Origin of the sequence: Streptomyces roseochromogenus subsp. oscitans DS 12.976, assembly GCF_000497445.1 — a bacterium.
GTDB lineage: Bacteria > Actinomycetota > Actinomycetes > Streptomycetales > Streptomycetaceae > Streptomyces > Streptomyces oscitans.
The window spans coordinates 9,342,234-9,364,254 of the sequence record NZ_CM002285.1; the positions used below are offsets into that span (position 1 = coordinate 9,342,234).

Here is a 22,021-nt window from a genome sequence, read left to right on the forward strand (position 1 = left end):
CGCCCACTCCCCATGACCCGTCGAACGGCCAACTGACCGTGTAAGACACGGCTTTACACGGTGAGCCAGGCCGCGTGGTCAGGCGCGAGCAGGCCGTCCTCGACGGGGCCGCTCGACAGCAGGAGCGAGGTGTGGGTGGGCAGCTGGTACGCCTCGGCCGAGAGGTTGACCACGCAGACGAAACCGGGGTCGCGGCGGAAGGCCAGGACTCCCTCGGGGGCGCCCAGCCAGGTGAGGGTGCCGTCGCCGAGCGCGGGGTGCGCACGGCGACGGCGCAGGGCGCTGCGGTAGAGCTCCAGCATCGACGTCTCGTCCCCGGTCTGCGCCTGCACGCTCAGCCGGCCCCATGTGGCGGGCTGTGGCAGCCAGGGCGCGGCGGAGGGGGCCTCGGGACTGAAGCCGTACGGTGCGGTCGTTCCGGACCAGGGGATGGGCACGCGGCAGCCGTCGCGGCCTCGGTCGGTGTGTCCGGAGCGCTCCCAGACGGGGTCCTGGAGCACGTCCTCGGGCAGGTCCTCGACCTCCGGCAGGCCGAGCTCCTCGCCCTGGTAGATGTAGGCTCCGCCGGGCAGGGCGAGCATGAGCAGGGCGGCCGCGCGTGCGCGCCGGGTCCCCAGCGCCGGGTCCGCGGGGCCTTCCGGACGGTACGGCTCGTTCGCGGTCCAGCGCTTGACGGTCCTGCGACCGTAGCGACTCGGGTGGCGCATGACGTCGTGGTTGGACAGCACCCAGGTAGCCGGCGCGCCCACCGCGCCGAGCATGGCGAGCGAGTCGTCGATGACCGCGCGCAGATCCTTCGGGTTCCAACTGGACATCAGGAAGTCGAAGTTGAACGCGGTGTGCAGCCCGTCCTCGCGGACGTACGCGGCGAGCCGTTCGGGGGTGTCCGCCCACGCCTCTGCGACGAACGACCGGTTGCCCGGGAACTCGTCGGCCACCCTGCGCCAGGCACGGTAGATGTCGTGGACCTCGTCACGGTCCCAGTGAGGGTGGTCGACGTGCTGCCGAGGCCCCGTGTCTGCGGAATCCCGGGAGACGAGGGGACCCAGCACCGCAGGCTCCGGGCCGGGCGACAGGTCGGGCAGTTCGGGGTGCTTGACGAGTCCGTGGGCGACGTCGATGCGGAACCCGTCCACACCCCGGCTGAACCAGAAGCGCAGGATCGACTCGAACTCCGCGCGTACGTCGGGGTGTTGCCAGTTGAGGTCGGGCTGCTGAGGTGCGAACAGGTGCAGATACCACTCCCCGTCGGGCAGCCGGGTCCAGGCGGGGCCGCCGAAGCAGGAGACCCAGTCGTTGGGCGGTTCGGCGCCGTCCGGTCCACGACCGGGCCGGAAGACATAGCGTTCGCGTTCCGCGCTGCCGGGTCCGGCCGCCAGCGCGGCCTGGAACCAGGCGTGCTGGTCGGAGGTGTGGTTGGGCACGATGTCGGGGATGACACGGATCCCGTGCCGGTGCGCTTCGGCGATGAGCTGCTCGGCCTCGGCCACGGTGCCGAAGACGGGGTCGATCGCGCGGTAGTCGGCCACGTCGTATCCGTGGTCCGCCATCGGCGACTTGTACCACGGGTTGATCCAGACGGCATCGACACCGAGCGACTTGAGATACGGCAGGCGGGAGCGGATGCCGGCGATGTCGCCGACGCCGTCACCGTTGGCGTCGGCGAAACTGCGGATGTAGACCTGGTAGATGACGGCGCTGCGCCACCACGGTGCGGTGCTGGACATGGTGTGGAGTGAGTCCTTCGGGAGTTTGGGACAGGACGGGGTCTATTTGGCCGCGCCGGCGGTGAGTCCGGCGACGATACGGCGCTGGAAGACAAGCACCAGCACCACCAGAGGGACGGTGACCAGGACTCCTGCGGCCATCTGGCTGCCGAACGGCGTCTCGAACTGGGTGGCGCCGGAGAACTTGGATATGGCGACCGGCGCCGTCTGCATGGCGGACTTGTTCGTCATCGACAGGGCGATGAGGAACTCGTTCCAGGCGGCGATGAAGGTGATGATCGCGGTGGTGAAGATGCCCGGCGCGGCCAGGGGGATGATGACCCTGCGGAACGCCTGGCCGCGGGTGCAGCCGTCGATCATGGCTGCGTGTTCCAGCTCGTCGGGCATCTGCCGGAAGAACGTGGTGAGGTTCCACACCGCGAGCGGCAGCGTGAACGACATGCTCGGCACGATCATGGCCTGGTAGGTGTTGATCCAGCCGACGTCGGTGAACAGCTTCAGCAGCGGAACCACGATCGACACCACCGGGAACATCGAGGTTGCGATGATCAGCGTGAGGATCAGCCGCTTGAACCGGAACTCCAGCCGAGCCATCGCATAGGCGGTGAACGTGGCCAGCAGCAGTGCGAGCGCGGTGGTGACGCCCGCCACGATCAGGCTGTTGAGCAGCGCACGCGTGAAGCCCTGGGAGGGGTCGAACACCGCCTGGTAGTTCTCGAACGACACGGGGGAGGGCAGCAGCGAGGTGTCGAAGATGTCGGAGGTGCGGCGCAGGCTGGAGACGAGCATCCAGTAGAACGGGGCCAGACAGTAGGCCACCACCGCCACGACGCCCACGTACAGCATGCCGTTGCGCCATTTCGCCGTGAGGCTCATGCGGCCCTACCTTCTTTCGCACGGCGTGCCGCCGGATTCCGTCGGTGCCTGCTCCGGCTCGCCTTCCTGCCGTCACGGTCGCTGACGAGGTCCGTGCCCAGGAGCCGGACGAAGGCGAGCGCCATGAGGAGGACGTAGAGGAAGAGGAGCACCGCATAGGCGGAGGCTGGTCCGAAGCGGACGTTAGAGGCTTCGTTCTGGGCGAGCATGGACAGGGTTTCCACCGAGTTCTTCTGCGCGCCGATGAGAATGTAGGGCAGATCGAACATCCGCAGTGCGTCCAGGCAGCGGAACAGCACCGCCACCAGCAGCGCGGGCTTCACCAGGGGAAGGGTGATGTGCCAGAACTGCCGCAGGGCGCTGGCTCCGTCGATGCGGGCGGCCTCGTAGACCTCCTTGGGGATCACCTGCAGGCCGGCCAGGACCAGCAGCCCGATGAAGGGGGCGGTCTTCCACACCTCGGCAACGATGACCGCGACCTTGGCGTGGAAGCCTTCGGTGGTCCAAAGGATCTGGTGGCCGAGGATGGCGTTGGCAACGCCGTCGCTGTTGAAGATCCACCGCCACAGCAGGGCGGAGATGGCCGTGGGCACTGCCCAGGGCACCAGGATGCCGGCTCGTACCAGGGCGCGGCCCCGGAACGCCCTGTGCATGATCAGCGCCATCGCGACCCCGATCACGGTCTCCAGCGCCACTGTGACGACTGTGAAGAACGTCGTGTTCCCAAAGGCGTTCCAGAAGCGGTCTCCGGCGGCGCCGAAGACGTCGGCGTAGTTGCGTAGTCCGACGAACGGCTCAGTGGTGCGGATGAACCCGGTCTTCGGGTCCAAGCCCTTCGGCCCGTACAGCGATTCCCGCAGCGCCATGAGCGTCGGGTAGAACACCACGATCGTCAGGACCAGGAGCGTCGGGGAGACCAGCAGGGCCGCCATCCGGCCCGAACCGGCAGTCGCCCGGGCCCGCGTGCGGCGGCGCGGGCTCAACGGTGCCGAGGACTGCCCGTAAGCGTTGCCGCGATCGGGCGCAGTGGTGTCGGGCGTGATTGTCGTGTCGGCCATGACCCGCTCCTCACTGTGCCGTGTACTTCTGCAAGTCGTTCTGCAGGTCCTTGAGCGCCTGCGTGCTGCTCTTGCTGCCGGTCAGTGCGGCGTACGCCTCCTGTTGAATCGCCGAGGTCGCATCGCCGTACTGCACGACCCGCGGACGTGGCACGGCGTGCAGGATGGACTGCTTGAGGTCCGGCAGGTACGGATACTGCTTGACGAGCGAGGCGTCGTCGTACAACTTCGCGTACGGCGGGGCGAGGGAAGCATCCTTCAGGAACGTGCTCGCGCTGTCCTCGCTGCTGAAGAACCTCATGAAGTCCAGCGCGGTGGCCCTGTTCTTCGCGAAGGACGACAGGGCGAGGTTGTGACCGCCCAGGCTGGAAGATCCGGGGCCGTTCAGGCCGGGCAGCGGCGCGACCGTGAACTTCCCCGCCATTTTGCTCTTCTCGGCCAGTGCGTACACGTACGGCCAGTTGCGCAGGAAGATCACCTTGCCGGACTGGAAGGCCTGACGGCTGTCCTCCTCCTGGTAGGTGACGGCCTCCCTGGGGATCGTCCCGTCCTTGACGGCACCGGCGAGGAATTCCAGGCCCTGTCGCGCCTGGGGAGTGTCGACGTCCGGCTTGCCGTTGGCGTCGGTGACGACACCGCCCGCGGAGTCCACGGCCTCGGCGAAGTTGACCGTCAGGCCCTCGTACTTCTGGAACTGACCGGCGTAGCACGACATGCCTTTGGCCTCGGGCAACCGCTTCACCTTGGCGCAGTCGGCCGTCATCTCCGACCAGGTGGTGGGGGGCTTGGTGATTCCGGCCTTCTTGAGCAGGTCGGTGCGGTAGTACAGCAGTCCGCCGTCCGAACTGGCGGGGACCGCGTACAGGCCGCCGCGGTACTTCGCCGTGTCCACCACGGGCTTGAGCATGTTCCGCAGCGGGAACTGCTGCTCGGGCAGGCGCTCGATCCACTGGTGGGCGGCGAACTCCGACGTCCACACGACGTCGAGGGAGAGCACCGTGTAGGCGTCGGACTTCGTCTCCGCGTTCTGGATCATCTGCTGCCGCTGCGAGTCCGCGTCCGTCGGCAGCTGCACGAAGGTGACTTTCTCCGTCGGGTGCAGCTTGTTCCAACCGTCGATGACCTTCTGCACGACGCCGGAGGCGTCCTTTCCGGCCACGTACGTGATGGGGCCACGGCCCTCGAACGACGTGCTCCCGGCCTGTTCCCCCGACCCGCTGCCTCCCGACGAGCCGCAGGCGGTGAGGAGCAGCCCGGCGGCGACGAGCGGCGCCGAGCACTGGAGGGCTCTGGTGGTCCTGGTCTTCATTGTCTCTCCTGGTCGTGCGGAACCGAAGGCGCGGCTGATCACCCGCGAGACTGTGCTGTCACGGCACTAAACTGCTTAAAAGCACAGGTCAAGGTCTTGAGTGAGGGACTCACAACGACGATGTCAACCCTGCCGAGACAACGCTTGCACGCTAGGAGTGCACCTGGTGGAAGTCAATCCGTAACTAGCCGGTAGCTCGGACGGATTTGGGTGGAGTGCGCAGCTAATTATTGGGCAAATGCAGCCATGGCAAGCATGTGGATAGCGCCGTGACAGCGCTGTCATGAGTAAGCGGGGAACGAGACCCGCGTCTGTGCTAGCTTCCGCACATGTCACCCGCTCAACGGCATCCCACGATGGCCGACGTCGCCGACCGAGCCGGCGTCTCCGCGTCCACCGTCTCCCGCACCCTGCGCGGCCTGCCGACCGTCTCGCCGGAGGTCCGTGCCCGGGTCCAACAAGCCGCCCGCGAGCTGAACTTCGCGGTCTCGCGCCAGGCCGCGAGCCTGGTGACGGGCAAAACCGGGGTCGTGGCAGTACTCGTACCGACACTCAACTCGTGGTTCATGGGATCGGCGCTGTCCAGCCTGGGCCCCCTGTTGCGCGCCGCCGGCCGGGAGCTGAACGTCTACGTCATACCCGACATGACCGAGCGCACCTCGTTCTTCGAGCGCCTTCCGGCCCGCCGGAACGCCGACGCACTGCTCGTCTTCGGATTCGACCTCACCGACGATGAGACGGCACGGCTGGACGACCTCGGAATGCCGGTCATCTACGTCAGCCAGCACGCCGAGGGCCGGCCGAGCGTGTACGTCGACGACGTGGCCGGGGCCCTGAAGGCCACCCGACATCTTCTCAACCTTGGGCACCGCCGGATCGCGTTCGCGCCGACCACGGGGGCCACCGGCTTCAGCTTCAGCTCACGCGAACGACTGCTGGGCTACCAGCAGGCACTCACCGAGGCCGGCATCCCGCTCGACGACGAACTGGTGGTCACGATGGCGTTCGAGGACAAGCGAGGCCTCATCGCCGGGGTGGGGCACCTGCTGAGTCTGCGGGAGCCACCCACCGCTCTCTTCGCCGAGCAGGACGAACTGGCCGTCGCCGTCATCCACACCCTGCGCCAGGCCAGGATCGAGGTGCCGGAACAGATGTCCGTCATCGGCTTCGACGACCACCAGGTGGCCGAGTGGTTCGATCTGTCCACGGTGGCCCAGTCACCGTCGGACATGGGCCGACAGGCAGGAGAACTGGCCTTGCAGCTCATCGACGACTCCGAGGCGGACCACACACGGCACATCGTGCTGCCCACCCAGCTGATCCCCCGGGCCACTACCGCCCGGCGGGCATCGCCCCAGGAGGACGACGAGACCCCGCAGACGCCCTCGTGAGTGCATGCCGAGCCGACTCCGGAAAGCCGAGGAGGCGAAGGTGTCGGGTCTGAAGCTGTTCCAGGCGACGGCAGTGACACGACCGAGGTCACCTGCGTCGTGCTGATGTCGGGGCCGATACGCAGCAGGACCTCATCGAGGCGCCCATGCAGACGATGCTCGGGGTGCGGTTCCTGGCCCTGCGGATCGAGGGGAAGGGCGGGCGGCGGTCGTGGACGATCGTCTGGCCCGAGGGCTCGGTTCACGCTGAGGCGGACCGGTTCCTGCGCCCGCCTGACGGCCCGGGTCGGAGTCTTCTCGGTCGGCATCGGGGAGAGGAAGGCTGGCACACCTGCGGCGGTGCTGCATCGTGTTTCTCTTCGGGCAGGCCGCACCGACGGACGCTCTACTCCGCCAACTGTTCCCACGTCCAGCGTGAGGACTACGAGCGCCGGTCACATCAGCCCTTTGGCCCTGCGACTTCACGTTGCCGCGGGCTCGGCGTTCCGCATCCGGGAGCCCGGAGCCGAGGGGGCGGTCAGAGGTTCGGCTCCCGGATGCGGTGCTGGGCCAGGCCGATGTCAATGCGCTCCGGTCCGCGCCCCGGGGCGGATCACTCGGCTGCGATCGGTCCGAGGTAGGTACCGCCGGAGACGTCGATGGTCTGGCCGGTCACCCAGCGCCCCTGCGACCCCGCAAGGAAGGCCACTACGTCCGCGACGTCCTCCGGTTCGCCGATCCGTCCCAGCGCGGTGATCGACTCGAGCCCGGCGACCGCCTCGGGAACCGCGGCGTAGGGGGCGATCATGTCGGTCAGCACGACCCCGGGTTCGACCGTGTTCACGGTGATCCCACGCCGACCCAGCTCGTTGGCGAGTGACGGGCCGAGCGCCGCCAGCGCCGCCTTGGTAACGGTGTAACCGATCTGGAGGGGGTTCGCGATCCGGGTGGCCGCGGAGCCCATGTTGACGATCCGTCCGCCGTCCCGCAGCAGCGGCAGCGCCCGCTGGACCACGAAGACCGGCGTGCTCACGTTGACCGCCAGCAGCCGCTCGAACTCCTCCTCGGTGAGCTTCCCGATCGAAGTAACCGAGTGGATGCCCGCATTGTTGACCAGGATGTCCAGGCCGTCCGCGTCGTGGTCCGCCAGTCCGGCCGTGAGCCCCTCGAACAGCCGGTCCACCGCACCGCTCTCGCCGAAGAGGGCCCGCACCGCGAACGCCCGGCCGCCGCTCTCGGCGATCTTCGCTACGGTCTCCGTGGCGGCCGCGTCATTGCCGCCGTAGTGGACCGCGACCAGCGCCCCCTCGGCGGCGAGCCGCAGGGCGACCGCCCGCCCGATCCCGCGCGAGCCGCCTGTCACCAGTGCAGTCCTGCCGTCCAGTTCGCCCACGATCGCCTCTTCCCTTACGATGTCCCGGCCGAATCCGGGAACGATTCAGCCTAACTAGCCACTGCAAGAGCCAAGTTGTGGGCGGCGCCAGAAACGGGAGACCTGACCTGCGCCGCCCGCCTCCTGCGCACCGCGCACGTCCAGCGTGAGCACTACGAGCACCGGTCACAGGCGACACCACGGCGCCTCGGCGGCCATCATGTTTCCGCCTCCCCTGGGGAGTCCTCCTTTCTGGCAGAGCGAGGAAGAAGAAGCCCTGATCGTTCGTCAACAATCCGCTGTGGCACAGTGGTTCCGCACGAGAGGGACGATCGAGCAGGGGAGCGGGCGGTGCCGGCAGAGCTGAGCGAGCAGGTGCGCAAGCGGCTTCAGGAGCCGAACTTCTGGTACGTGGCCACGGTGACACCCGACGGGGCGCCGCATGTCACGCCGATGTGGGTGGGGCTGGAGGACGGTCTGATCGTCTTCAACACCTCTGTCGGCCGCATCAAGGAAGAGAACCTGCGCAACGACGCCCGGGTCCACCTCTCGCACGCGGATGCCGACGACCCCTACGACCGAGTGCAGATCTTTGGCCGTGCGGTGCGCCTGGTGGAGGGGGCGGAGGCCGAGCGGGGCATGGACCGCCTCGCCCGCAAGTACCTGGGCCTGAGCGGGTATCCGTGGCTGGTCGAGGGGGAGCAGCGGGTGCACGTCCTGGTCGAGCCGGAGCGGGTGCGCCGTATCGTCGGCGTCGAGCCGTTCAGGCCGGGAGTCATCCCCTCCTGAGCCCGGCGCGGGGTCTGCTTCACGCTCCTGGCCCAGGGGTGGGCGATGATCGTCCTCGGCACGGACGGCGGCCGCTGCCGGCCAGAAGCGGCGGGATGGGCGCACGTCGGGGCCGTGACGGACGTGTGCGAGGACTGCCGTGCCCCGCGCTGCTGGTGAGGCCGGACGGGTACGGTCGCCTGGGAGGCGGGCGACGCGGACCTGGCCGACGCCCTGCGGTTATGGTTCGGGGAACCGCGATGAACCCCCTGGGCCCGCCGCCCGGCCGCCGTCCGGCTTCAGACGAGTACCGCGGTCGGTGCGTCCGGCGAGTCGAGTTCGGCCGCGGTCATCGCTCCACGCCCGGGGGACAGGTCCAGCGCCGCGAGGACCGCGGGCACGGCGATGCTCGGAAGCAGGTACCGGTGCAGCTGTGCCACGCGCTGGGTGACGTCCTCGTATCCGGTGAGGACCTGGGACATGGCCTGCACCCCGGCGAAGGCGCCGACGATGAGTTCGCAGACCTCTTTGATGCGCACGTGAGGGAGTAGTTCGCCCTGCGTCTCCGCGGCGCTGAGCACGTCGTCGAGCGCATCGACCCACTGGCGGAAGGAGCCACTGCGGTCGAGTCCGTGGGCGCGCTGGTCCATGGCCAGTCGCACGGCCGCACGGGCCAGCGGGTCGGTCTGCAGCCGGTAGGCGTGCAGGGCGCTGAGGTCGACCATCTCCTGCAGTTTGCAGGCGCGGGCGGGGATCTCGACCCGACCCTCCTGCTCGGCCAGCACCGCCTGGGCCAGCTCCTCCTTGGAGCCGAAATGGAAGTACAGGGCCCCCTTGGTGACCTGAGCCCGGTTCAGGATCTCCAGGATGGTGGCGGCCTCGTAGCCCTGTTCCTGGAAGACCACGGCCGCAGCTTCCACGATCGTCCGGCGTGTGCGGATCGCTCTGTCCTGCTTGGCCACGCCGTCCTCCTCGGTCATTCATGTCTCGCCGTGGCCGCACCGAAGCGACGCCCTCGCCAGATCATACCGCTCGGTTCGTATTTTACTGATCCTTTTCTATATGACTCCTTGTCAAAATCAGATTTTGGAGGCCTGCCGTAGCGAACGGTGACGACGTCGTCGGGACCGGGTTGAGGTCGGCCTCCGCCGGTTCGGGCAAGTCGCAATCCATCCGGGAGAGCCGGTGCAGCACCTTGCAACCTGTACCGTTGATGGGGGCCGAAGGCGCCCGGCGTCGGTGAGCCCGTTACGCGACTACTCGACGGCGTCGCGTCGTGGCAGGTCCGCCGTCGTGCCGAACAGCACCTCGGCGGCGACTTCCCATTCCCGGACCAGGTCGAAAGTGTGCGGCGCGCGCAACCACTGGATCTGCAGGCCGTCCATCATCGCCACGATGTGCCGTGCGAGCGGTTCCGGACGGTCGCTGAAGTCCCTGGCCAGGGACGCGAAGGCAGCCACCGCCTGTTTTTGTCGCTTCGCGAAGTAGGCGTGTGCGGGATGGCTCGGTGTCAGTGACTCGGCCTCCAGCACGGTGAAGAGCCGCACGATCTCGGGCTGCTCCGCATTACGCCGCATCGTCGCCGAACACAACTGCCGCAGATCGACTCCCTCAGGGCCGCCGGCGGACCATTCGTCCGGGATCTCGTTCTCGCCTACGCCGAGTTTCGTGCGAAGCGATCGGGCGTCCTCGACATCCCGGTGTTCCAGCACCGCGACGAGCAAGCCGGTCTTGGAGCCGACGTGGCGCAGCACACCGGGAACCGTGAGCCCGCAACGGTCCGCCACGTCCTGCATCGACAGTCCCCAGAAACCTCGGTCTGCGATCAGCGCCGAGGAAATCTCGATGATCTGGCGCCGTCGCTCGGCGGCCGGCAGGCGCGGTCGGTCTCGCCGATATGAGGGCACCCCCTCGGCCATCTTCGCCCAGACCCTTCCTCGGGCGTCATTGCCGCCCCCGGACAGCGATACAGCGACAGTACGTTGCACGAGCAGGGGTCAGTATCGCATCACCCCAGCCGTCGTCGGCGGGCAACCATCATCTGTTACTTGAGGACGCGTCATCACATCCACCGTCGGCTCATGGGTGGTCGTCGGAAACTCTGCCAGCGGCTACCAGGGCGAACTAGTTAGTAGCTACTAGCTAGTGACTTATCCGGGAGGGGACCTTAGTCCTGCCCGGGCGCTTCGGCAAGAGAGCCGTTCGTATCGCAGCCCCGAGGGTGCCGCGCACCGCCTTCATGAAGTGAACGAGCGCAGACCGCTTGACAGTTGGTCAGCCGCACTGGCTTCATGTGTCGCGGCGTGAGCGAGCTGGGCGAGTTCGCACGCCGCGTTCTGGTACCCCCTTCGGGGGCGGCGCTCCCCCTGGGGAGCGGCACCGACAGGCCGTCTTGGGCCGAGAACCCCTCATTTCATTTCCGGAAGGTGCCGACGTCGACTTTGCCGATCATGGGAGCGCTCCCATGCCTCGGCGAAGCCCCGTGTGAGTGCCGCAGACACACCCGACCACCGGACGATCGAAAGGAATCCGATGACCAGCTCACCTATGAAGCCGCGCCGTAGGGCCGCGGCCGTAGCGACAGTCGTGGCCGCCCTGTTAATGGTCACCCTTTCGCTGACCGGCGCTTCGCCGGCGGCCGCGAGCACCACCCTCTGCGGCAGGACCGACAGCGTGAAGGTCTCGGGCGGCAAGTACGTCGTCCAGAACAATGAATGGGGCGACACGATCCGCCAGTGCATCGATGTGTCGGATGACGGCTTCAGGGTCGCCACCGGCTGGCACGACGTGGGCACCAGCGGCGCGCCGGCGGCGTATCCGTCGATCTACGCCGGCTGTCACTACGGCAACTGCTCCAGCGGCAACGGCCTGCCACTTCAGGTGTCGGCGTTCGGCAACCCGCAGTCCAGCGTCGATTTCTCCACCGCTGACGGGCAGTGGGACGCGGCGTACGACATCTGGTTCGACACCAGCCCCAACCCTTCGGGCCAGAACAACGGTGAGGAGATGATGATCTGGGCGAACCACTCCGGGTCACCCAGACCGTTCGGCTCCAAGGTCGCCACGGTCTGGATCGAGGGCGCCAACTGGGATGTGTGGTACGGCCGTCAGGGCAACGGCATCGCCTGGAACACCGTCTCCTACGTCCGCCAGCAGCCCACCGACTCGATCACGGTGAACATCAAGGACTTCACCAGCGACTCGATCAGCCGTGCCTACCTGTCGTCGGCGTGGTACATGACCAGCGTGCAGTTCGGCTTTGAACCCTGGGTCGGCGGCCCCGGTCTGGCCGTGAACTCCTTCTCCTACGACTCGGGCGGCTCCGGCGGCGGTGGCGGTACGTCCGGCACGATCGCCGGGCACCAGAGCGGCCGCTGCCTGGACCTGAAGGACTGGGGCACGGCCGACGGCACTCCCGTCCAGTTGTGGGACTGCGGAACCGACTGGAACCAGCAGTGGACGCGGACCGGCGGTACCGTCGTCAATCCGCAGTCGGGCAAGTGCCTCGACGTGGCCGGCGGTTCCGTGGCCAACGGCGCCAAGGTGCAGCTGTGGTCGTGCAACGGCACCGGTGCCCAGCAGTGGCAGTTCAACACCGACGGCACCATCACCAACCCCCGGTCCGGAAAGTGCCTGGACGCCGGCGGCTCCGGCAACGGCGCACTCCTGCAGATATGGGACTGCTACGGCGGAGGTACACAGCCCAACCAGGTCTGGACACAGCGGTAACGCCATCCCGGCGTGGCGGGGCACGGGCATGAGCGTGAAGGCCGTCCACGCAGGCCGGCGCCCCGTGACCACCCAGCGCGGTGGTCACGGGGCGCGCTCACGCCGCACATCATGGTCCAGCCCGCCGCTCGGGCCCGAAAGGACTCCAGCCGACGTGCACGCCCCTGGGCCGAGGGGGAGCGGCGAGAGTGCGGGGGAGAGAACCCACCGAAGCGCGGGGCCCACATGGTCGATTCGATCCCGCCGCTCTCGTCGGAGCGGTGGCCCTTCGGCTCACCCCAGGTCGAAGGTGTTGGGAAGACCCAGCCTGTAGCGCACCTCGTCGATCCGCTTCAGGGGCTCCATCTCCGGCGGCCGGTACAGCTCCCACACACGGCACCGCTCGGCGTCCGAACGGTCCGCGTCGAGCAGGGCGTTGACGGCTCGCCGTGCGGACTCGTTGGCGCCTTCCATCGTCGCGAGGTCGACGTCGGTGCGGACGTAGTCGCCCGCGAGGAAGAAGTTCGGGATCGCCGTCCGCGCCGAGGGACGATGGTAGAGCGTGCCCGTCGGGTGGATGAGGAGCTGTTCGCGGTTGTGCGGGTCAGGGCCGCCGAGGCCCGTCACCGCCGGGTCCATGAACCAGCCGAGGCGGTCCTCGTCCCTGAGCGTGGTCTTGCCCGCGTCGTTCAGCCCGTCCTTCAGCTGCGCCCACAGCTCGGCGACGATCTCGTCCCTGGTGCACTCCTTGGCTGTCTTGCCGTACAGGATGCCGGGCTTGTCCCACTCCGAGATGATCGCGGAGAGGCAGTCGTGGGCCCGCCCGTCGCCGTAGTCGCGGGAGAAGTCCCGTACGTCCCAGAACTGCGCCTGGCCGATGGCCGTCACCGACCAGGGTGAGTCGAGGCAGTTGATGTGGCCGTGCACGACGGGTGTGGGAGTGCGCAGGTAGAACATCACGCCGGTCATCCAGTCCGTCTTCAGCGCGTCGCACCGGCCGAGCTGCGGGTCGGCGGCGCGCAGCGCCCTGCCCCAGGTGGCGCGGGCGTGTTCGACGGGCATCGCGGAGACGTAGTGGTCGGCGGTGACCGTGCGCTCGTGGCCGCCGTCGCGGGCCGCGACGCGGACGCCGGTCACCCGCCCGCCCTCGTACCCGACCTCCAGTACCTGCGTTCCGGTCACGAAGTCGACGCCGAGCGACCGCAGATGCGCCTGCCAGGGGTCGATCCAGGCCTCGCTGGTGGGAGCGTTCAGGACGCGGTCGATGTCGGCGTCGCCGTCCATCCCGCGGCCGAGCAGGCCCCACAGGATCAAGGCCTCGATGATGACGCGGCCGACGGTCCTGGTCGACGCCACCTCGGCGCGGGTGGCGACGAGGTTACGGGTCTGCCCGATGCCGAGGAGCGTCTGGTACTCCCTGCTCATCTCCCCCGCGCGGATGAAGTCCCACCAGGCGACCTTCTCCCACTGGCCCTCGCGGCGTGCGTCGCAACTGGTGAGGTGGACAAGGAGACGGTCGGCGAAGTAGGCGACCTCGTCGGCGGGCAGGCGGGTGCCCACATCCAGCACGGACAGGATCTGGTCGCGGATCCAGGACGCGGTGATGTCGCCGGGTGCCGGTGGGGTCGTGGTCCGGCGCAGCGGGAAGTGCAGGTCGGGGCGGCCCGAGCCGCGGGCGAACAACTCCTCGGTGGCGTTGCGGAGGTTGCCGTGGACGCCGGCGGTGTTGCCGGGGAAGGGGATGCGGCGCATCGTGTCCGGCAGGTTCCGGTAGAAGCCGGGGAAGAAGCGGAAGCCGTGCTCGCCGGGCAGGGGCCCCCGGCCGCCGGCGGCCGTGCCGGGGACGTCCATCGAGCGGGCCTTGCCGCCGAGGGTGTCGTAGTACTCGTAGACGGTGACGGCGTAGCCGCGTTCGGCGAGTTCGTGGGCGGCGCTGAGCCCGGAGACGCCGCCGCCGAGGACGGCGACGCGCCGACGGGAGGGCGTGGCCGCGGCTGACCGGGCTCCGGGCCGTAACGCGGTCGCGCCGACCGCGCCGCCGGCGGCCGTGAGGAAACGTCTGCGGGAATGTCCGACGGCCGGCTGGGGCTGTTGCGCGTGTTCTGTTGTCATGCTTCCGGGAGGGTAGGAGGGGTTCCGGGAGCTCGGAAGCCTGTTTCCCGTCCTCTACAGCATCCTCACCATCACAGGGAGAAACAGACGTGCCACGAGCAATGCTCAAGACCTGTGCATCGGTTCCGGGAGGAACACGGAGTGCGTACCTTCCCGGATGATCCCGTGACGGTCATCGACGAGTTGGCCCATGGGCGGGACGAGACGGGGCGACGCCTGGTGGTGCGCAACGGCTACCACCAACCGCGGAAGGTCACCACCGCGGCCGGGGTGATCGAGGTCAAGGCCCCTCGGGTGAACGACAAGCACATCGACGGGGCCACCGACGAGTGCCAGTGGTTGTCTTCGGCGATCCTTCCGCCCTGGTGCCGCAAGTCCCCGAAGATCGCCGAGGTGCTGCCGCTGCTCCACCTGCAGGGCCTGTCCTCAGGCGACTTCGCACCCGCTGAGGAGCAGTTCCTCGGCTCCGCGGCCGGACTGTCCCCGGCCACGGTCACCAGGCTGACGGCCCAGTGGCAGGCCGACGGCAGCCATCTGCGTATCCGCCCGGACGAGGCCAAGGCCGCCGTCCTGGTGGTCATCGGGGTCCGGGCGGACGGCACCAAGGAGCTGGCCGCGGTGGCCGACGGCTACCACGAGTCGTCCGAGTCCTGGGCCGGGCTGCTGCGGGACTGCGCGAGACGGGGCATGCAGGTGCCGGTCCTCGCGATCGGCGACGGGGCACTCGGGTTCTGGAAGGCCCTGCGTGAGGTCTTCCCCGACACCCGCGAGCAGAGGTGCTGGGTTCACAAGACGGCCAACGTCCTGGACGCCCGGCCGAAGCGGCCCAGTCGGCGGCGAAGAAGGCGATCCAGCGCATCTGCAACGCCGAGGACCGTGAACACGCCGAGCGAGCGATCACGACGTTCGCGAAGCTCTACGGCACGAAGTCCCCAAGGCATGCCGCGAAGATCACCGGCGACCAGGACATGCTGCTGGAGTTCGTCAACACAAGGTCACCAGGGGCGCCGGTTCCCGCGCCACCGCCCTCGCCATGGTCTTCAAGCTCGTCGAGTCGAACGGCCTGCGGCCCTGCCCGCGTGAACCGCCGGGACATTCTGGTGCCATGAAGATGCCCCCTACGCAGGGCGCTCTGGACGCGGTGGAGTCCGCTCTCGCGGCGATCGGGGACGAGATCTCGGAACACGTCTCAGGCCGCGGCACCGTCGGCAGTCTCCAGCAACGGACAGCCTTCCACGCCAACCTGGAGGCGATAACAATTACTCGCATCTCTGACCAAGCGGCCTCGGCTGCGGCCTGCTCGCTCGCTTGAGTCTTAAGCTTGATCGCTTTCGGGGCTGGCTACTGCTCTGCGCACTTCGGTCGGCGGCGCCGGCCCTGTGGGGTGAATGTGAAGCTGTCTACGAACTTGCCGTCACCACAGCGGACAGCCAGGAGCAGCGGTTCTGTGCGCGCTGGTGGCCAGTCAGCCTCAGTGTCAGGATCGGCGCCGTTCCACAGATGGAAGGAGACCATCGGCTGCGCGGGATCATCAGTCACATAGCCGAGCGTCTTTCCGTAGAACGGATTGGTGCCACCGAACAGCACCGATGGGGGGCCAAATGCAGTCGTCACGTCGGCCCAGACCCGATCGCGTCGGCCCCACTGACGAACGGCGTTCCGCATGGCCGTGTACGCCTCGGCATCCAGGACCCGGTCGGGCTTGAGCCATCCCTGCCGACGCGCGAACTCGGCGTAAAGAGAAGCCACGCAGTGTCCATGGCCGGTCGGAAGCAAAGAGCTGAACGCGCCCTTCGCACCGGTCGGGCTCCATCCCCCCTGCCGGCTCCAGGCGCGCTTCTGCTCCTCCCAGATCTCAGGGCGTCGCTCCAGGAAAAGCAGGTGGTTGACGATGATCCACATGGCCGCCTCCATGTCCCCGTACATACCCGGCCTGCGCAGCACGCTGTTGAGCTGGTCCACGAGGTAGGTACGCATTTCGTCAGGTGCTGCGAGCACCGTTTCGCAGGTCATGCCGACAGTCTTGCCCACGACATCGGCAGGAGGAGATCCGCAGGGTGTGGGGGTTAACACTCAAGCTTGGAGTGTGTTTATGATCTGCCCCTATCGGCGGGCCGGGGGGAGCCATGATGCGTAGGAGAACCAGAAGGTTTGCCATCGGCGTGGCATTGGTGCCGGTTGCGGTCGGCGTGAGTGCGTGCTCATCCTCATCGGCCCCCGAGAGCCCCGCGAGGGCTTCCGCCCAGTCCGCAGACCCAGACCACGACGTGTGGACCGGGGAAGACCTGTCAACCCTGCTGCTATCGGCCGGCGACCTGCCCAAAGGCAAGGCGTACAAGGTACAGAAAGGGTACCCGATCAACAGCGGTACGCATTTCGGCGGTCCGATCAGCAAGCCTGTGCAAGCGCGCTGCGATTGGCTCATGAGCACAACGTGGTCCGAGGCCTCCAACGTCGGGCCCGCCTCCTACGCCGCCTCCTACTTCGCCAACGCAGCGCAGGAGGAGTACCTCGAGGAGATCGACTCCTACCGCAGCACCGACGCCTGGACCGCCATGGCCCGGCTGAAGAATTACGCGCGAAGCTGCTCCACCTTCAGGGACACCGACGGACCGCCGATCACCGTCACGGCAGCGACGAAACCATTGCCAGGCCTGGGCGACGACAGCCTCGAAGTCGACATGACCTCTAATGTCAACAGTGTTGGGGGACACATCACAGTTGTCTCCCGGATCGGTCACGACATCATTTTCTCCGGCTCCACTGGTACCCGCTCTCAGGCAATACAGATGGCCGAGGAGAACGCAGGCAAGCTTGCAAGCGCTGTGAAGGCCAAAACCGGGAACTGACGGGTCGTCCTCGGGCATGAGGCGGAACCCGGAGCCCCGCCTTGCTCGCTCTTGCTGCCACCCGCAGCAGCGGTGTCGCTCCGGGCGCCATCGAAGATGGGGCGTCGGCGTCGCCGGTTCCGGCGCCGCGACGCGATTGCTCCTCGACGGTGGCCCGGTAGGCGCCGGCGGCCGCGCCGGAGTAGTCGGCGATGGCCGCCTGCATGTCCGAGGCCATGTGCAGCTGCTGGACGGTGCTGTCTTCGTCCGCGGCGGTGGCGAGCAGCCGGTCCCAGATGAACCGGTCGGCCAGTCGGTTGGCATAAAGGAGCCCGGCCAGTGGGATGCCCTGTTCCGCCTTGAGCCGCCCGGTGGCGCGGGGCGCCTCCGGCGTCGTGGGCCGCCCCTGCGGCGCCGCGAACAGCGTGGCAAGTTGTAGCGCACCACAATCCGCAGCTGGTCCCGGCCGAGCGGAGGGCTCTCCGCGCGCGAGTGCTTCCCCGGAGGATCTCGTCGGAGAGCGCCTGCGTGAGCCGTCGACCTCGGTCAGCAGGCATCCGGCCAGTTCGACGACCCGGTCGCACGCCCTCGGCTGCGTCGTCACGCGAGCAGTGGAGCCCGGCGCGATGGTGCACCGGCACAGTCTCGCCTTGCCTTGCCCCACCGCCTGCCCGTGGCCGTAAACCAGTGGTGAACGCTGGAATCACCGGCGGCGTGTTCGCACCGAGGCCGCACCAATGGGGCGTGTGCGCAAGACATGGCGGATCAAAGGAAATCACGTGAGACCTGCGACCGCGTCGTCATCGGGGCGGGCGCAGTGCCACGAGGGTCTTGCCGGTGATCGCGAGCAGGGAGATCCTCAAGCGGGTACAGGGACAGGAAGCACCGCAAGGAGCCGTGGCGAAAGCAGACAATGCGCGTCGCTGGGAGGACAGTTGACGGACAAGGAAACCCCCTCTGCGCGACGGGGGCAAGAACCCGCGGCGGTCGGGTTGGGGCGGCGGAGATTCCTCGGCTATGTGCTGGCCGCCTCGACACTGACCGTGGCCGCCGAACTCGGTGAGGCGCTGCTCGCGCCCGACGAGGCGGCGGCCGTCGTCCCGTCCGTGCCGGGTCCGGCGGAGATCTACGACCTCAACGACATGCTCACCCATGCGACGCTGCCGACGGCCAACCTGATCACGATCCGGATCGACGCCGACGGCACGGCCTCCTTCGCGCTTCCCCGGGCGGAGGTCGGGCAGGGCATCACGACGTCCAGCGCCATGCTGATAGCCGAGGAACTGGACCTGCCGCTGGAGCGGATCCGGGTCACGCTCGCGGACGCGCGGCCGGAGCTGCTGTTCAACCAGCTCACCGGCGGCTCCAACACCACGATCTCGACCTTCACGCCGATCCGCGTCGCCGCCGCCGTGGCCCGGGGCCGGCTGCTGAAGGCCGCCGCCCTGGAACTCGGCGAGGCCCTCGACATCCTGACGGCGAAGGCCGGTGTCATCACCTCCTCGGCCACCGGGCGCAGTCTCACCTATGGTGAACTGGCCGAGAAGGCAGCAGCGGTGACGACCGGTCGGGTCTCAGTGGCACTGAAGGAGGCGGCGGAGTTCAAGGTCATCGGCACCGCTCAAGGACGTGTCGACGCGGTCGAAGCGGTGACCGGGCGCAAGAAGTTCGCCATGGACCTGCACATCCCTGACGCCCTGCCGACGATGGTGTGCCGACCGCCGACGATCAACGGCACCGTGCGCTCGGTGGACAACCTCGCCGAGGTGCGGGCCATGCCCGGCATCACCGACGTCGCGACCGTCTCCACCGGGGTCGCCGTCCGCGGCCGTACCTTCGGCCAGTGTATCGACGCCGTGCGCGCGCTGAAGGTCTCCTGGGGGCCGGGAAGTGCCGAGGGCGCCTCCGACACCACGATCCGCGACGAGCTGAGAAGGGCGGAACTTCCGCTTCCCGCACTGGACTTGCTGACCGAGTCGGTCGACGCCCGGTTCACCTTCCACTTTGCGAGCAACAGCGCGCTGGAGACCAACTGCGCCATCGCCGACGTACGACAGGACTCGGCCGAGATCTGGGGGAGCATGAAGTCCCCGATCGTCGCCCAGGAGCAGATCGCGCTGAAGCTGGGGCTGCCCGTCTCGGCGGTGACGGTCCACATCACCGAGGGCGGCGGCTCCTTCGGGCGCAAGCTGTTCCACGATGCCGCCGCCGAGGCCGCCGAGGTCTCGAAGGCGATGGGTAAGCCGGTCAAGTTGATGTGGCACCGTACCGACGACTTCCGGCAGGGCCGTACCCACCCGATGGCCACCTCGCGGGTGCGGGCCACCTATGCCCTCGGCCAGGTGCTGTCCTACGACCAGCGGCACACTTCCGTCGCCACCGACTTCGGCCACGGCGTCGGTGAGATCATCACCTCCGAGGCCGCGCGGCTGCCGGTCGGTGATCTGGCCTTCTCCGAGACGATCTTCGCTCTCAGCCAGCAGACGCCGTACAACTTCGGCGTCGTCACCCAGTTGCTCAGCGAGACCGACAAGGACTTCAACACCGGCTCCATGCGCAACATCTACTCGCCCAACGTGCGCTGTGCGCAGGAACTGGTCGTGGACGAGCTGGCCGGGCGGATGGGGAAGGACCCGTACCGGTTCCGCCGCGAGTTCGTCAAGGACGAGCGGCTGCGGGCTGTCCTGGACAAGGTGGCCGACGTCGGGAACTGGGGCCGGAGCATGCCCGCCCGCACGGCGCAGGGCATCGCGCTGCATCCCGAGTACCACGCCTGCGTCGCCGTCCTCGCCGAGATCGACTGCCGTCCGCAGACCACCGGCCGCAAGGTCCGCGACGCCTGCACCGGTCCCCGTGTCACCAAGGTCGTGTGCGCGGTCGACGTGGGCCTGGCGGTCAATCCGCAGGGCCTTCAGGCACAGATGATGGGCGGCATCATGGACGGCATCGCGATCACCCTCAGCTCCGGCCTCCATCTCGACGACGGGCACTTCCTGGAAGGCAGTTGGGACAACTACTTCTACACCCGGCAATGGAACGCCCCGCCCGAGCTGGAGATCGTCGTCATGCCGCCGACCACCGGGCGGCCCGGCGGCGCCGGGGAACTGGCCGTGGCGGCTGCGGCGGCCGCCGTGGCCTGCGCCTACGGCCGTGCCACCGGCACCATGCCGACGAGCTTCCCGATCAACCACGCCGGACCGCTCGGCTTCGATCCGCTGCCCACCACCCCGCCGATCCCCGCGTCCCCGACCGACGGACTCAATCGCGCCTTCTAGGAGTTGCCGTGCCCCAACACACCTTCATCCTCAACGGCAAGCGGGTGACCGTCGACATCGAGGACGACGTCCGGCTGCTGTGGGTGCTCAGAGACGTCCTCGGGGTCACCGGACCGAAGTACGGCTGCGGGCTGGGCGTCTGCCAGGCCTGCACCAGCCACATCAACGGCAAGGCGTTCAATCCCTGTTCGGTGCCGGTCGGCGCGGTCGGACCGGACGACGAGGTGACCACCATCGAGGGCCTGCCCGCCACCGTCGGCAAGGATCTGCACCCCATGCAGGAGGCCTGGCTGGAGCACGACGTGGCGCAGTGCGGCTACTGCCAGCCCGGCCAGATCATGACCGCCGTGGCCAAGGTCCGCCAGGCTCGCGAGGAGGGCCGGGAGATCACAGAGGCCGACCTCGACGACATCCGCAACGTCTGCCGGTGCGGCACCTACCACCGTATCCGGGAGGCGATCGTGGCCGGCGCGCAGAAGTACTGAGGCGCCGTGCTGGACCTCGGTGCCCGCCACGATCGCGGCGCGCATCGCAGGAGAGACCGATGACCAAAGGTGCGGGGATGGTGGCGCGGGGGTCAGCTTGCTGCGGCTGAGGACGGCGACCGGGCAGGGAGGGGCTCGGGGGCCGGATCCGGGTGACTCGCGGGCGACGACTCCGGTCGGGTGTCCGCAGAGTCCAGGCGGAGCATGGCTTGCTCGTCCGGGGTGCCGGGGGATGCCTGGTAGACCACCATCCGCTGGCCGCCTGTCCTTGCCAGTCGCATGACCTCGTAGGTCAGGGTCATCGGTCCGACCTTCGGATGCCGGAAGGACTTCTGCCCGCCGCCGCGCTCGCAGACGTCGTACCGCTCCCAGAGCCGTGCGAACTGTGGTGACTTCAGTACCAGTTCGCCGACGAGCGTGGTCAGCTCGGGGTCGTCCGGGTCGGCGCCGGCGACTGCCCGCAGATGCGCCACCGAAAGGGCGACCGTGTCCTCCCACGGCTCGTAGAGCGTCCGCCCGACCGGGTGGAGGAAGAGATAGCGGGTCAGGTTGCGCTGGTGCTCCGGCCAGTCCCAGAGTCCGGGCAGCAGCCGCCGGCCTGGTGGGTTCGCGGCCAGTACGCGGTTGTATCGGCTCACCACATAGGCAGGCAGCGGGCGTACCGACTCCAGCATCCGCAGTATCGAGTCGCGGACGGTGTGGTCCGCGCAGGACGGCAGTTCGGAGACCCGGCCGGAGGCCAGCTCAGCGAGTTCGTGCAGGCGTTCGTATGCGTCGCCGCGTAGTCGCAGGGCGCGGCCGAGGGCGTCCACGACGGCGGGCGAGGGGTTGGTCTCCCTGCCACGCTCCAGGCGGATGTAGTAGTCGACACTCACCCCGGCCAGCGCGGCCAGCTCCTCCCGGCGCAGTCCGGGAGTGCGGCGCAGGCCCGCGCCGGCCGGGAGGCCGACGTCCTCCGGGCGCACCTGTGCCCTGCGGGCTTTCAGATATCTGCCGAGTTCGGTGCCCCGCACCTCAGTTGCTGCTGCCATTCGTCCCATTGTGGCAGGCAAGCGGAAGCCGTGGGGGGCCGTGTCAGGGCCTGGAACGCCGCACCCCGGGTACAGCCCGGTCTGCCGGGCGGTCACGAGCGG

At 68.3% G+C, this 22,021-nt stretch carries 18 protein-coding genes and 1 pseudogene; 8 read left to right on the plus strand and 11 right to left on the minus strand.

The genetic code is table 11. The annotated features are described in order from the left end of the window. Nucleotides 1-53: 53 nt before the first annotated feature. From M878_RS90065 to M878_RS90080, 4 genes are read right to left on the minus strand one after another with little or no spacing between them, the layout of a single operon-like run. A complete protein-coding gene (locus M878_RS90065) occupies nucleotides 54-1,727 on the minus strand; it encodes a glycoside hydrolase family 13 protein (RefSeq protein WP_023553586.1) in 1,674 nt (557 codons plus the stop codon). Nucleotides 1,728-1,769: 42 nt separating this feature from the next. Next, complete coding sequence (locus M878_RS90070) at nucleotides 1,770-2,603, minus strand: carbohydrate ABC transporter permease (RefSeq protein ID WP_023553587.1); 834 nt, start codon at nucleotides 2,601-2,603, stop codon at nucleotides 1,770-1,772. Further along, entirely contained in the window at nucleotides 2,600-3,661 is a 1,062-nt protein-coding gene (locus tag M878_RS90075; RefSeq protein ID WP_023553588.1) for a carbohydrate ABC transporter permease, read from the minus strand. The genes M878_RS90070 and M878_RS90075 overlap by 4 nt, the downstream gene beginning before the upstream one ends. Before the next feature lie 10 nt (nucleotides 3,662-3,671). Beyond that, nucleotides 3,672-4,970, minus strand: a complete 1,299-nt coding sequence (locus M878_RS90080; protein WP_023553589.1) for an ABC transporter substrate-binding protein — start codon at nucleotides 4,968-4,970, stop codon at nucleotides 3,672-3,674. Nucleotides 4,971-5,299: 329 nt separating this feature from the next. On the opposite strand from M878_RS90080, the gene M878_RS90085 reads away from it, so the two are divergent. Next, entirely contained in the window at nucleotides 5,300-6,361 is a 1,062-nt protein-coding gene (locus M878_RS90085) for a LacI family DNA-binding transcriptional regulator (RefSeq protein ID WP_023553590.1), read from the plus strand. Between the two features lie 592 nt (nucleotides 6,362-6,953). On the opposite strand, the gene M878_RS90090 is transcribed toward M878_RS90085, so the two are convergent. After that, complete coding sequence (locus tag M878_RS90090) at nucleotides 6,954-7,733, minus strand: SDR family NAD(P)-dependent oxidoreductase (RefSeq protein WP_023553591.1); 780 nt, start codon at nucleotides 7,731-7,733, stop codon at nucleotides 6,954-6,956. Between the two features lie 330 nt (nucleotides 7,734-8,063). On the opposite strand from M878_RS90090, the gene M878_RS90095 reads away from it, so the two are divergent. Beyond that, a complete protein-coding gene (locus M878_RS90095; protein ID WP_023553592.1) occupies nucleotides 8,064-8,501 on the plus strand; it encodes a PPOX class F420-dependent oxidoreductase in 438 nt (145 codons plus the stop codon). A 278-nt stretch (nucleotides 8,502-8,779) separates the two neighbouring features. Here M878_RS90095 and M878_RS90100 read toward each other — a convergent pair whose 3' ends face one another. Both M878_RS90100 and M878_RS90105 read right to left on the minus strand, forming a co-directional pair. After that, on the minus strand, nucleotides 8,780-9,442 hold the full coding sequence (locus M878_RS90100; RefSeq protein ID WP_031227286.1) for a ScbR family autoregulator-binding transcription factor: 663 nt from the start codon (nucleotides 9,440-9,442) through the stop codon (nucleotides 8,780-8,782). 294 nt (nucleotides 9,443-9,736) lie between these two features. Further along, the gene (locus M878_RS90105) at nucleotides 9,737-10,399 is read right to left on the minus strand and encodes a TetR/AcrR family transcriptional regulator (RefSeq protein ID WP_023553594.1); all 663 of its coding nucleotides are present in this window, start codon (nucleotides 10,397-10,399) and stop codon (nucleotides 9,737-9,739) included. A gap of 613 nt (nucleotides 10,400-11,012) precedes the next feature. Between M878_RS90105 and M878_RS90110 the strand changes: the two genes are divergently transcribed. After that, on the plus strand, nucleotides 11,013-12,209 hold the full coding sequence (locus tag M878_RS90110; RefSeq protein ID WP_209445603.1) for an RICIN domain-containing protein: 1,197 nt from the start codon (nucleotides 11,013-11,015) through the stop codon (nucleotides 12,207-12,209). A gap of 273 nt (nucleotides 12,210-12,482) precedes the next feature. On the opposite strand, the gene M878_RS000000101225 is transcribed toward M878_RS90110, so the two are convergent. After that, complete coding sequence (locus tag M878_RS000000101225) at nucleotides 12,483-14,300, minus strand: hydroxysqualene dehydroxylase (RefSeq protein ID WP_023553596.1); 1,818 nt, start codon at nucleotides 14,298-14,300, stop codon at nucleotides 12,483-12,485. Nucleotides 14,301-14,474: 174 nt separating this feature from the next. Between M878_RS000000101225 and M878_RS90120 the strand changes: the two are divergent. Beyond that, nucleotides 14,475-15,357, plus strand: a pseudogene (locus tag M878_RS90120) (transposase); the annotation flags it as partial. A 48-nt stretch (nucleotides 15,358-15,405) separates the two neighbouring features. Continuing rightward, nucleotides 15,406-15,612 (plus strand): hypothetical protein, encoded by a 207-nt coding sequence (locus M878_RS98660; RefSeq protein ID WP_023553598.1) that lies wholly within the window; start codon nucleotides 15,406-15,408, stop codon nucleotides 15,610-15,612. 29 nt (nucleotides 15,613-15,641) lie between these two features. Here M878_RS98660 and M878_RS90125 read toward each other — a convergent pair whose 3' ends face one another. Continuing rightward, nucleotides 15,642-16,331: a hypothetical protein gene (locus M878_RS90125; protein ID WP_245238331.1), complete on the minus strand. Its 690-nt coding sequence runs from the start codon at nucleotides 16,329-16,331 to the stop codon at nucleotides 15,642-15,644. A 131-nt stretch (nucleotides 16,332-16,462) separates the two neighbouring features. On the opposite strand from M878_RS90125, the gene M878_RS90130 reads away from it, so the two are divergent. Continuing rightward, nucleotides 16,463-17,149, plus strand: coding sequence for a BRCT domain-containing protein (locus tag M878_RS90130; protein ID WP_158692863.1), 687 nt, complete (start codon nucleotides 16,463-16,465; stop codon nucleotides 17,147-17,149). Here the strand turns inward: M878_RS90130 and M878_RS000000102155 are convergent. Further along, on the minus strand, nucleotides 17,046-17,792 hold the full coding sequence (locus M878_RS000000102155; RefSeq protein ID WP_483414724.1) for an RsbRD N-terminal domain-containing protein: 747 nt from the start codon (nucleotides 17,790-17,792) through the stop codon (nucleotides 17,046-17,048). The two genes, M878_RS90130 and M878_RS000000102155, sit on opposite strands and share 104 nt — an antisense overlap. 271 nt (nucleotides 17,793-18,063) lie before the next feature. Between M878_RS000000102155 and M878_RS90135 the strand changes: the two genes are divergently transcribed. Further along, entirely contained in the window at nucleotides 18,064-20,403 is a 2,340-nt protein-coding gene (locus tag M878_RS90135) for a molybdopterin cofactor-binding domain-containing protein (RefSeq protein ID WP_031227290.1), read from the plus strand. A gap of 8 nt (nucleotides 20,404-20,411) precedes the next feature. Next, a complete protein-coding gene (locus tag M878_RS90140; RefSeq protein WP_023553603.1) occupies nucleotides 20,412-20,888 on the plus strand; it encodes a (2Fe-2S)-binding protein in 477 nt (158 codons plus the stop codon). Between the two features lie 92 nt (nucleotides 20,889-20,980). Here the strand turns inward: M878_RS90140 and M878_RS90145 are convergent, their stop codons facing one another. After that, entirely contained in the window at nucleotides 20,981-21,919 is a 939-nt protein-coding gene (locus tag M878_RS90145; protein ID WP_031227291.1) for a helix-turn-helix domain-containing protein, read from the minus strand. Nucleotides 21,920-22,021 lie beyond the last annotated feature (102 nt).

What these genes read in the sequence shown, in the direction of transcription:
- M878_RS90065 (WP_023553586.1), bottom strand. Translation starts at nt 1,727, where the DNA reads ATGTCCAGCACCGCACCGTGGTGGCGCAGCGCCGTCATCTACCAGGTC.
- M878_RS90070 (WP_023553587.1), bottom strand. Translation starts at nt 2,603, where the DNA reads ATGAGCCTCACGGCGAAATGGCGCAACGGCATGCTGTACGTGGGCGTC.
- M878_RS90075 (WP_023553588.1), bottom strand. Translation starts at nt 3,661, where the DNA reads ATGGCCGACACGACAATCACGCCCGACACCACTGCGCCCGATCGCGGC.
- M878_RS90080 (WP_023553589.1), bottom strand. Translation starts at nt 4,970, where the DNA reads ATGAAGACCAGGACCACCAGAGCCCTCCAGTGCTCGGCGCCGCTCGTC.
- M878_RS90085 (WP_023553590.1), top strand. Translation starts at nt 5,300, where the DNA reads ATGTCACCCGCTCAACGGCATCCCACGATGGCCGACGTCGCCGACCGA.
- M878_RS90105 (WP_023553594.1), bottom strand. Translation starts at nt 10,399, where the DNA reads ATGGCCGAGGGGGTGCCCTCATATCGGCGAGACCGACCGCGCCTGCCG.
- M878_RS90110 (WP_209445603.1), top strand. Translation starts at nt 11,013, where the DNA reads ATGACCAGCTCACCTATGAAGCCGCGCCGTAGGGCCGCGGCCGTAGCG.
- M878_RS000000101225 (WP_023553596.1), bottom strand. Translation starts at nt 14,300, where the DNA reads ATGACAACAGAACACGCGCAACAGCCCCAGCCGGCCGTCGGACATTCC.
- M878_RS98660 (WP_023553598.1), top strand. Translation starts at nt 15,406, where the DNA reads ATGAAGATGCCCCCTACGCAGGGCGCTCTGGACGCGGTGGAGTCCGCT.
- M878_RS90145 (WP_031227291.1), bottom strand. Translation starts at nt 21,919, where the DNA reads ATGGCAGCAGCAACTGAGGTGCGGGGCACCGAACTCGGCAGATATCTG.